At 71.7% G+C, this 10,759-nt stretch carries 7 protein-coding genes and 1 pseudogene; 7 read left to right on the top strand and 1 reads right to left on the bottom strand.

Annotation, left to right across the window (positions count from 1 at the left end; translation table 11 throughout):
• Nucleotides 1-626 (top strand): hypothetical protein (locus JNW98_RS31610; RefSeq protein ID WP_223771736.1); only part of this gene is annotated, 626 nt, incomplete at its 5' end.
• 54 nt (nt 627-680) lie between these two features.
• On the opposite strand, the gene JNW98_RS31605 is transcribed toward JNW98_RS31610, so the two are convergent.
• On the bottom strand, nt 681-2,444 hold the full coding sequence (locus tag JNW98_RS31605) for a glycoside hydrolase family 15 protein (RefSeq protein WP_372459366.1): 1,764 nt from the start codon (nt 2,442-2,444) through the stop codon (nt 681-683).
• A 514-nt stretch (nt 2,445-2,958) separates the two neighbouring features.
• Between JNW98_RS31605 and pyrG the strand changes: the two genes are divergently transcribed.
• The 6 genes and pseudogenes from pyrG to JNW98_RS31575 all read left to right on the top strand — a co-directional run.
• The gene (pyrG, locus tag JNW98_RS31600; protein WP_263421426.1) at nt 2,959-4,611 is read left to right on the top strand and encodes a CTP synthase; all 1,653 of its coding nucleotides are present in this window, start codon (nt 2,959-2,961) and stop codon (nt 4,609-4,611) included.
• 84 nt (nt 4,612-4,695) lie between these two features.
• Nucleotides 4,696-5,322, top strand: coding sequence for an NUDIX domain-containing protein (locus tag JNW98_RS31595; protein ID WP_223771734.1), 627 nt, complete (start codon nt 4,696-4,698; stop codon nt 5,320-5,322).
• Nucleotides 5,323-5,526: 204 nt separating this feature from the next.
• The gene (locus JNW98_RS31590; RefSeq protein ID WP_372459365.1) at nt 5,527-7,689 is read left to right on the top strand and encodes a tetratricopeptide repeat protein; all 2,163 of its coding nucleotides are present in this window, start codon (nt 5,527-5,529) and stop codon (nt 7,687-7,689) included.
• A 230-nt stretch (nt 7,690-7,919) separates the two neighbouring features.
• On the top strand, nt 7,920-9,035 hold the full coding sequence (ald, locus tag JNW98_RS31585) for an alanine dehydrogenase (protein WP_223771737.1): 1,116 nt from the start codon (nt 7,920-7,922) through the stop codon (nt 9,033-9,035).
• 342 nt (nt 9,036-9,377) lie between these two features.
• On the top strand, nt 9,378-10,502 hold the full coding sequence (locus JNW98_RS31580; protein ID WP_223771733.1) for a ParA family protein: 1,125 nt from the start codon (nt 9,378-9,380) through the stop codon (nt 10,500-10,502).
• Nucleotides 10,487-10,759, top strand: a pseudogene (locus tag JNW98_RS31575) (hypothetical protein); the annotation flags it as partial. The gene JNW98_RS31580 and the pseudogene JNW98_RS31575, both read left to right, overlap by 16 nt.

The following is a 10,759-nucleotide window of genomic DNA, read 5'->3' as shown; positions in this document are numbered from 1 at the left end:
CCCGGCTGGAGGCGGACGTCGCCTTCTGGGAGGGCGAGGCGCAGACGCTCACCACCCGGCTGGAGGCCGCCGGGGACGCCGACGCCGCCCGCCGGGAGGCCGAATACTGGAGGGACCTCTACGTACGCGAGGTGAAACGCGACGACCCCAAGGCCGGCGAGCCCGCGGACCCCTGGGAGGGGGTGCCCGAGCTGGACTCCGCCGACCCCGCGGCCACCTACCGGGCCCTGGAGGAGGCGGCGGATCACCGGATCGTGTTCACCGCCGGCGCCGAGCGGTCCTGGCGCTCGTCCGGATATCCCCATCCGGACGAGATGACCGAGCAGTTGATCACGCTCGCCAAGGCCGCCGTCGACCTCTACGACCAGCAGAACGAGAAGATGAAGCGGATGACGGACTGGTTCAAGGAACAGCACGGCCTCACCGTGGCCACCAGCGACCTCACCATCAAGAAGGACAAGAAGCTGCGCTACTTCTCCTTCGACGGCGACGACCGGCGCGACGGCCTGCCGCATGTGAAGGTGCGCGACGCCACGTCCCACAACGAGGTGGGCCGGATCCACTTCGCGTTCGACCACGACAAGCGGCGGCTGATCGTGGACCACGTGGGAGTGAAGAAGTACTGAGCCCCGGGTGCGGAGGGCGCGGGCGGGCCGTCCGGCCCGCCCGTCCGTCCGGCGTCAGCCGCCGAAGGCGCTCGACGCCGTCAGCCGCAGCGCGGTGTCGATCAGCGGAACGTGGCTGAACGCCTGCGGGAAGTTGCCGACCTGCCGCTTCAGGTGCGGATCCCATTCTTCCGCGAGGAGGCCCAGGTCGTTGCGGAGGGCCAGCAGCTTCTCGAAGAGCTGCCGCGCCTCGTCCACCCGGCCGATCATCGCGAGGTCGTCGGCGAGCCAGAACGAGCAGGCCAGGAAGGCCCCTTCGTCGCCCTCAAGACCGTCCACGCCCGCGTTCTCGCCCGCCGTCGGGTAGCGCAGGACGAAGCCGTCGGGGGTGGACAGCTCGCGCTGGATCGCCTCGATCGTGCCGATGACGCGCTTGTCGTCCGGCGGCAGGAAGCCCATCTGCGGGATGAGTAGCAGCGAGGCGTCCAGCTCCTTGGAGCCGTAGGACTGCGTGAAGGTGTTGCGCTCCTTGTCGTAGCCCTTCTCGCAGACGTCCCGGTGGATGTCGTCGCGCAGTTCGCGCCAGCGCTCCAGCGGGCCGTCCACGTCGCCGGACTCGATGAGCTTGATGGTGCGGTCCACCGCCACCCAGGCCATCACCTTGGAGTGGACGAAGTGCCGGCGCGGGCCGCGGACCTCCCAGATGCCCTCGTCGGGCTCGTTCCAGTGGTCCTCCAGGTAGCCGATCAGCCGCAGCTGGAGGAGGGACGCGTAGTCGTTGCGGGCCAGGCCCGTCATGTGCGCCAGGTGCAGCGCCTCGGTGACCTCGCCGTAGACGTCCAGCTGGAGCTGGCCGGCCGCGCCGTTGCCCACCCGGACCGGCCGCGAGTTCTCGTACCCCGGCAGCCAGGACAGCTCCGCCTCGCTCAGCTCCCGCTCGCCCGCGATGCCGTACATGATCTGGAGGTTCTCGGGGTCGCCGGCGACGGCCCGCAGCAGCCACTCGCGCCAGGCGCGGGCCTCCTCGCGGTAGCCGGTGCGCAGCAGCGACGAGAGGGTGATCGCGGCGTCCCGCAGCCAGGTGAAGCGGTAGTCCCAGTTGCGGACGCCGCCGATCTCCTCCGGCAGGGACGTGGTGGGGGCGGCGACGATGCCGCCGGTGGGCGCGTAGGTCAGCGCCTTGAGGGTGATCAGCGAGCGGACGACGGCGTCCCGGTAGGGGCCGTGGTACGTACAGTGCTCGACCCACTCGCGCCAGAAGTCCTCGGTGGCCTCCAGCGAGCCGTCCGGGTCGGGCAGCGCCGGCGGGCCGCTGTGCGAGGGCTGCCAGCTGATGGTGAACGCGACCCGCTCACCGGGGGAGACGGTGAAGTCGGAGTAGGTGGTGAGGTCCTTGCCGAAGGTGTCGGCGGTGGTGTCCAGCCAGACCGAGTCGGGTCCCGCGACGGCCACCGTGCGGTCGCCCACCTTGTGCACCCAGGGCACCACCCGCCCGTAGGAGAACCGCATCCGCAGCGCGGAGCGCATCGGCACCCGGCCGCTGACGCCCTCGACGATCCGGATCAGCTGCGGGGCCCCGTCGCGCGGGGGCATGAAGTCGATGACCCGCACGGTCCCTCGCGCGGTGTCCCACTCGGACTCCAGGACCAGGGAGTCCCCCCGGTAGCGGCGGCGGTCGGCCCGCGGCGGCGCGGCACCCGAGGGGTGCGCCGGGCCGATCCGCCAGTAGCCGTGTTCCTCTGTACCCAGCAGCCCGGCGAACGCCGCGTGGGAATCGAACCGTGGGAGGCACAGCCAGTCGGCCGTGCCGTCCCTGCAGACCAGGGCGGCGGTCTGCATGTCGCCGATGAGTGCGTAATCCTCGATACGCCCGGCCACGTCATCTCCAGTCGAACGGCATCGTGACCCCAAGGGGGCCTCTGGCGGTCAAGCGATCTTCGACGAGCTCATGTTCCGGAAGGGGTGGGTGCACACCTCCCAGCGGTGGCTGGGGCTCAGGGGTGCCGTGCCGGCCGGCTCGCTCCGTGTGTCCGTGCAGGATACGACGCCGAGTTGGGCGACGCGCGACGGTTGGCCGGGGAATCTGTGCCGAATGGGTGGCCCGGGACCGAGGGGGCGCGCGCCCGTGACGCACGGTCCGCCGACGCGTGACGCACGGTCCGCGCGCCTGTGACGCACGGTCCGCGAGGCCGTCGCGCCGCGTCACCGGCGGCGCCCGCCCCGGGGCGCTGATACCCTGGTACCCCGTGGACCGGTGGGCGCAAGACCCCTCGACCGCAGCGACGGCACCCCCGCAAAGACGCCGGGTGAGCGCCGGTACGCACCTCCACCTCGCGACCACGGGAGACCCCCTTTGGCCATTGCCGCTAAGCCCACGACGACCAAGCACCTCTTCGTCACCGGGGGTGTCGCCTCTTCGCTCGGCAAGGGGCTGACCGCCTCCAGCCTGGGTGCGCTGCTCAAGGCCCGGGGTCTGCGTGTGACGATGCAGAAGCTCGACCCGTACCTGAACGTCGACCCGGGCACCATGAACCCGTTCCAGCACGGTGAGGTGTTCGTCACCAACGACGGCGCCGAGACCGACCTGGACATCGGCCACTACGAGCGCTTCCTTGACGTCGACCTCGACGGCTCGGCCAACGTCACCACCGGCCAGGTGTACTCCTCCGTGATCGCCAAGGAGCGGCGCGGCGAGTACCTCGGCGACACCGTGCAGGTCATCCCGCACATCACCAACGAGATCAAGCACCGCATCCGGCGGATGGCGACCGAGGACGTCGACGTCGTCATCACCGAGGTCGGCGGCACGGTCGGCGACATCGAGTCGCTGCCGTTCCTGGAGACCGTCCGCCAGGTCCGCCACGAGGTCGGCCGCGACAACGTCTTCGTCGTGCACATCTCGCTGCTGCCCTACATCGGCCCCTCCGGCGAGCTGAAGACCAAGCCCACCCAGCACTCGGTGGCCGCGCTGCGCAACATCGGCATCCAGCCCGACGCGATCGTGCTGCGCGCCGACCGCGAGGTGCCGACCGCCATCAAGCGCAAGATCTCGCTGATGTGCGACGTCGACGAGGACGCGGTGGTCGCCGCCATCGACGCCAAGTCGATCTACGACATCCCGAAGGTGCTGCACACCGAGGGCCTGGACGCCTACGTCGTCCGCAAGCTCGACCTGCCGTTCCGCGACGTGGACTGGGCCCAGTGGGACGACCTGCTGGACCGCGTCCACCAGCCGGACCACGAGGTCACCGTCGCGCTCGTCGGCAAGTACATCGACCTGCCGGACGCCTACCTCTCGGTCACGGAAGCCATCCGAGCGGGTGGCTTCGCCAACCGTGCGCGGGTGAAGATCAAATGGGTGACGTCGGACGACTGCGTGACCCCCGCCGGTGCCAAGGCGCAGCTCTCCGACGTGGACGCGATCTGCGTTCCCGGCGGCTTCGGCGACCGCGGCGTCAACGGCAAGGTCGGCGCCATCACCTTCGCCCGTGAGAACAAGGTCCCGCTGCTGGGCCTCTGCCTGGGCCTCCAGTGCGTGGTCATCGAGGCCGCGCGCAACCTGGCCGGCATCGCGGACGCCAACTCCACCGAGTTCGACCCGTCCACCGCCCACCCGGTCATCTCCACCATGGCCGAGCAGATGGACATCGTCGCCGGCGAGGGCGACATGGGCGGAACGATGCGCCTGGGCATGTACCCGGCCAAGCTCGCCGAGGGCTCCATCGTCCGCGAGGTCTACGACGACCAGCCGTACGTCGAGGAGCGCCACCGCCACCGGTACGAGGTCAACAACGCGTACCGCGCGGAGCTGGAGAAGAAGGCGGGCATCGTCTTCTCCGGTACCTCCCCGGACAACAAGCTCGTCGAGTACGTCGAGTACCCGCGCGAGGTGCACCCGTACCTCGTCGCCACCCAGGCCCACCCCGAGCTGCGCTCCCGGCCGACCCGGCCGCACCCGCTGTTCGCCGGTCTGGTGAAGGCCGCCGTTCGGCGTCAGCAGGGCTGATCTGTACGGTTGACCGGGGTGAGCCCCTCCTTCGCGGAGGGTCTCACCCCGGTTTTTGTGTTTACGGAATTCTGGAGGACGTAGATGCGCATCAAGGACACGGCCGAGGAGTGGCGGGTCACCGCCTCGGAGACGCCGTTCACCGGCGCCAAGACCAGTGCGCGCACGGACGAGGTGGTGATGCCGGACGGCAGCCGCGTCAACCGCGACTACCAGGTGCACCCCGGCTCCGTCGCCGTCCTCGCCCTCGACGAGCAGGACCGGGTGCTGGTCATCAACCAGTACCGGCACCCGGTGCGGCACCGGCTCTGGGAGATCCCGGCCGGGCTGCTGGACGTCCCGGGTGAGAACCCGCTGAACGCCGCCCACCGCGAGCTCTATGAGGAGGCGCACGTCAAGGCTGAGGACTGGCGGGTGCTGGCCGATGTCTACACCTCGCCCGGTGGCTGCGACGAGGCGCTGCGGATCTTCCTTGCCCGGGATCTGTCCGAGGTGGAGGGGGAGCGGTTCGAGGTCTCCGAGGAGGAGGCTGACATGCAGCTCGCTCGGGTGCCGCTGGGCGACTTGGTGCGTGGGGTGCTTGCGGGTGAGCTGCACAACACGTGTCTTGCGGTGGGTGTTCTCGCGCTTTCCGCTGCGCGGGCCGGGGATGGGATCGACGCGTTGCGGGCGGCTGACGCTCCTTGGCCTGCTCGGCCGTTCGAGGCGTAGGGGCCCCGGTCCCGCCCCTTCGCCGATTCCTGGGGGTGAGCCCCCAGACCCCCGAAACCGCGCTCCGCGCGGTTGTCCTCAAACGCCGGACGGGCTGGGGAGTGGGCGGCGGGGCCGAGTCGGTCTCCGGCCGACAAGGCGATTGTCGTATGAGTCGGGGCCCGGCGTCCGCGGGTGTGCGCTCGTTTCAACTACGCTCGGGTCGTGGAGACCGACAACCTCGCGGCTGTCCGCCCGGAGCGGGTGGGCCCCGGCGTGCGCCCGCGCCGGGCGGGCGCGCCCGTGACGGGCGTCGCGCTCACCGGCGCGGGCCTGTTCACCGGCCGTGACCGGGAATTGAAGGAGCTTCGGGCGGACATCGCCCGTACCGGCCTGGACACCCTCTCCGGCCGAAAACCGCCCCGGAGCCGGGTCCTGCTGATCGCCGGACGGCCCGGTTCGGGGCGCACCGCGCTCGCCGAGGAGCTGGCCCGGCGGCTGGAGCGGGACTACCCGGACGGAGTACTCCGCGCGCGGCTCACCGACGCCGACGGCACCTCCGTCCCCACCGACCGCACCGCCCGCGCGCTCCTCGCCGACCTCGGCGCCACCGCCACCGCGCCCGCCGGGGCCGAGGAGGACGAGCTCACCGCCGCGCTCCGGGGCGCCCTGGCCGGCCGCCGGGTGCTGCTGCTCCTGGACGACGCCTCGGGGGCCGCCTCCGTCGAGCCGCTGCTGCCCGACGAGCCGGGCTGCCTGGTCGTCGCCGTCGCCCGGGGCCCGCTGACCGGCGTCCCCGACGTGCGGCCGTGCACCCTCGGCGGACTGGAGACCGCCGCCGCCGTCGACCTGCTGGAGTGGTTCGCCGGCCCCACCCGCATCACCTGCGATCCGATGGCCGCCAGTGCCGTCGTCGAGGAGTGCGCCGGGCAGCCGGCCGCGCTGGTGCTGGTCGGCGGCTGGCTGGCCGCCCACCCCAAGATGTCCGTCGCCGACGCGGCCCGGCGGCTGCGTGAACTCCCCGTCCCCGAAGGGCACGACGGCACCACGGGCCGCCCGCTCGCCCGCGCGCTCTGGCTCGCCTACGAGGCGCTGCCCGCGCTGAACGCCCGCATACTGCGGCTGCTCGCGCTGGCCCCGGCCGGACCCGCCGACGCGCACACCGCCTCCGCGCTGGCCGGCTGCTCGGTCTCCGCCGCCCAGGCCGCGCTGGAGGACTTCGTCGCCCGCGGCCTGCTGCGCCCGGTGCCCGTCGACGGCGTACCGGGGGCGCCGGGGGAGCTGCCCCCGCAGTACCAGGTGCCCGGCTGCCTGGCCCCGCTGCTGCGGGCGCTGCTGGAGACGCAGGACCGGCCCGCCGAGGTGGAGCTGGCGCGGGCCCGGATGCTCGAACGGGTCGTCCGGCAGCTGCACTCCTGCCGGGCCGCCGCCGAGCTGACCGACCCGACCGTCCGCCGCCGGGTGGCCGAGCTGCCCCGGCCGCTGCGCTTCCCCTCGGCGCGGGTCGCGGAGGAGTGGCTGCGCTCACGGCTGCCCGCGCTGCTGGCCGCCGCCCGGCTGGCCGTCGAGGACGGCGGCCTGGACACGCTGGCCCGCCGCCTGGTCTCCGCGCTGACCCGGGCGCTCTCCGCCCATCTGCCGCCGGCCGAGGCCGGGCCCGAGCAGTACGGGCTGCACCGGCTGGTGCTGGACGTGGCCGATCGCCGGGAGATGGCGCTGGAGAAGTCCGCCGCCCTGCTCAACCTGGGTGACCTGGACACGGGAGCCGGCCGTGTCCGGATGGCGCTCGACCGCTACCGGGAGGCGCTGGCCGCCGCGCGCGCGTGCGGCGACCCGTACGCGACGAGCCGTTCCATGGAGTCCGTCGCCGCCTCCTACCAGGAGCTGGAGGACTGGGCCCGGGCCACCGACTGGTACCGGCGGGCCCTGGAGCTGCGGCTCACCCGCGGCGAACTCGCCGACGAGGCACGGCTGTACGGGCGGCTCGGCGCGGTGCACGCACTGGCGGGGGAGTGGGGCGAGGCGCTCCGCACCTGGCGGGCCGCGGCCGCCGCCTGCCGCCGGCTGCGGGACCTGCCGGGGCACGCCCGGGCGCTGAGCGAGGCCGCCGCGGCACAGGAGCACCTGGGTCGGCCGCAGGAGGCGGTGCGGACGGGGCTGGAGGCGGCGGAGTGCGCCCGGCGGGCGGGCGACGGGCGGCTGGAGGCCGCCGTCCGGCTGCGGCTGGCGGACGCCCTGGACCGGCTGGCCGACCCGGCCGGCGCCGAGGAGCAGCGGCGGACGGCGGAGCGGCTGCTGCGGGTGTCCCCGGAGAAGGCCGCAGTGGTGCCCGCGGAGGCGTCCGCGCCGGTGGGGACGGGTGAGGCGGAGGGTGCGGATCCCGTGTAGCCCGGTGCGCGGACGGGCCCTCGGGGGGCTTGGGCCGGGTGGCTGATGGGTACACGCCGGGTAACCTGCGAAAGCGATGGCAGTTCCGGAAAAGTTTGTTGCTTTGCAAGGCTAGACAGCTCGACATCCTTCATTAGACTGGTTGCGCCGCGATCGACGCGGTCTGCTCTGGTATGCCGTGGCATTTCCGGATTAGCCTGAAACCCCCTGATTCAAGGACCGTGATCGACGTGAAGGTCGGCATCCCCCGCGAGGTCAAGAACAACGAGTTCCGCGTGGCCATCACCCCCGCCGGTGTGCACGAGCTGGTGCGCAACGGCCACCAGGTCTTCGTGGAGAAGGGGGCCGGTCTGGGCTCCTCCATCACCGACGCCGAGTACACCGGCGCCGGCGCGGCCATCCTGGACTCCGCCGACGAGGTCTGGGCCACCGCCGACCTGCTCCTGAAGGTCAAGGAGCCGATCGCCGAGGAGTACCACCGCCTCCGCAAGGGGCAGACCCTCTTCACCTACCTGCACCTGGCCGCCTCCCGTGAGTGCACGGACGCGCTGCTGGAGTCGGGCACCACGGCCATCGCCTACGAGACCGTCGAGCTCGCCAACCGCGCGCTGCCGCTGCTCGCCCCGATGTCCGAGGTCGCGGGCCGGCTGGCCCCGCAGGTCGGCGCCTACCACCTGATGCGCTCGGCCGGCGGCCGCGGCGTGCTGCCGGGCGGCGTCCCGGGCACGGCGGCCGGCAAGGCCGTCGTCATCGGCGGTGGCGTCTCCGGCTGGAACGCCACGCAGATCGCCGTCGGCATGGGCTTCCACGTGACCCTGCTCGACAAGGACGTCAACAAGCTGCGCGAGGCGGACAAGGTCTTCGGCACCAAGGTGCAGACGATCGTCTCCAACGCCTACGAGCTGGAGAAGGCCGTCGTCGAGGCCGACCTCGTCATCGGTGCCGTCCTGATCCCGGGCGCCAAGGCCCCGAAGCTGGTCACCAACGAGCTCGTCGCCAAGATGAAGCCCGGAAGTGTACTTGTCGACATTGCGATCGACCAGGGCGGGTGCTTCGAGGACTCGAAGCCGACCACCCACGCGGAGCCGACCTTCACGGTCCACGACTCCGTCTTCTACTGCGTCGCCAACATGCCGGGCGCGGTGCCGAACACCTCCACCTACGCGCTGACCAACGCCACGCTGCCCTACATCGTGGAGCTGGCCAACCGCGGCTGGCAGGAGGCGCTGAGCCGGGACGCCGCGCTCGCCAAGGGCCTCAACGTCCATGAGGGCCAGGTCGTTTACGGCCCCGTCGCCGAGGCGCACGGCCTTGCGCACGTCGAACTGAGCGCGCTGCTCGGCTGAGGCGTCAAACCGTCCCCAAGGGGAATCACCACCGGCAGGGCCTTGTCCACAAGGCCCTGCCGGCCGTGTTTGGTGCCGGTTTCGGACCGGTTTTCCCGAGGTGACGGCCATTCGGAAAACTTGCGGGTGATACCCCGAACACCCTTGACAGAAGGGTGTTCGATTGCCGACACATCGTGCCGTCTCCGGCGGATTGTGTTGCTGCGGACCGCCGACACGCCATAGAGTCGCAGACCGTCGGCATGGTGCCACGCTGACCTATCTAGATGTTTCCTGGTCACCAAGGAGGTAGGACGACTTGTGAATGAGTCGACATTTGCTCCCGGGGGTGGTCACCCAGGAATGCCTGCACAGGGCCGGAGTCCCGTGGGGCTTCACGCTGTCGGCTCCGTCGCTGTCCAGACCTTCGCAGCACAGCAGGACATCCAGAGCATGACGACAGCTAACCCGAGCATGGACGGTCTACACGTGAACGCCATGGCCGGCGACCGCGGCGGTGATCCCGCCCGTCTCGCCGACTACGAGGAGGTGCCCGACGGGCACTTCTACGATCCCGACGCGGAGTACGAGCCGGACCCGGAGTACGCGGCCACCCTGGCCCCCGACGCGGCCCGCCAGCGCCGCGAGCGCATCGGCCCCACCGGCCGCCCGCTGCCGTACTTCCCCATCCCGGGCCCGCTGACCGACCACGGTCCGGCGAAGATCATCGCGATGTGCAACCAGAAGGGCGGGGTCGGCAAGACCACCTCGACCATCAATCTGGGCGCCGCGCTCGCCGAGTACGGCCGCCGGGTGCTGCTCGTCGACTTCGACCCGCAGGGTGCGCTCTCCGTCGGACTGGGCGTCAACCCGATGGAGCTGGATCTGACGGTCTACAACCTGCTCATGGAGCGGGGGATGTCGGCCGACGAGGTGCTGCTGAAGACCGCGGTGCCCAACATGGACCTGCTGCCCAGCAACATCGACCTGTCCGCCGCCGAGGTCCAGCTCGTCAGCGAGGTCGCCCGGGAGTCCACGCTCCAGCGCGCGCTCAAGCCGCTGATGGCCGACTACGACTACATCGTGATCGACTGTCAGCCGTCGCTGGGTCTGCTGACGGTGAACGCCCTGACGGCGGCTCACAAGGTCATCGTGCCGCTGGAGTGCGAGTTCTTCGCCCTGCGCGGCGTCGCCCTGCTCACCGAGACCATCGAGAAGGTGCAGGAGCGGCTCAACCCCGAGCTGGAGCTCGACGGGATCCTCGCGACGATGTACGACTCGCGGACCGTGCACAGCCGTGAGGTGCTCGCGCGGGTGGTCGAGGCGTTCGACGACCACGTCTACCACACGGTCATCGGACGGACCGTCCGCTTCCCGGAGACCACCGTCGCCGGCGAGCCCATCACCACGTACGCCTCCAACTCCGTGGGCGCCGCCGCCTACCGCCAGCTCGCCAGGGAGGTGCTCGCCCGGTGTCACGCCGAGTGAGTCTGCCCGGCGCCGACGAGCTGTTCCGCACCACCGGAGGGGTGGGGCTCCAGTCCTCGGCCCCCCGCAGACAGGCCAAGACGCCCGCCGACGGCTCCGGCCCCGGCTCCGCTTCCGCCCCCGCTCCCGCCACGGCGCGGGTGCCCGGGCCGGCCGTCGCGGAGCCCGACACGGCGTCCGCTCCCTCGTCCTCCGAGGCGGTCGCCGACCAGGACGGCGCCGCCGCCGACCGGCGGGCGGTCGCGGACGGGCGCGAG

The organism is Streptomyces huiliensis (assembly GCF_020037025.1).
Lineage (GTDB): Bacteria > Actinomycetota > Actinomycetes > Streptomycetales > Streptomycetaceae > Streptomyces > Streptomyces huiliensis.
This window is presented reverse-complemented; position numbering and strand designations above follow the sequence as displayed.

What these genes read in the sequence shown, in the direction of transcription:
- JNW98_RS31580 (WP_223771733.1), top strand. Translation starts at nt 9,378, where the DNA reads ATGCCTGCACAGGGCCGGAGTCCCGTGGGGCTTCACGCTGTCGGCTCC.
- JNW98_RS31605 (WP_372459366.1), bottom strand. Translation starts at nt 2,444, where the DNA reads ATGCAGACCGCCGCCCTGGTCTGCAGGGACGGCACGGCCGACTGGCTG.
- JNW98_RS31595 (WP_223771734.1), top strand. Translation starts at nt 4,696, where the DNA reads ATGCGCATCAAGGACACGGCCGAGGAGTGGCGGGTCACCGCCTCGGAG.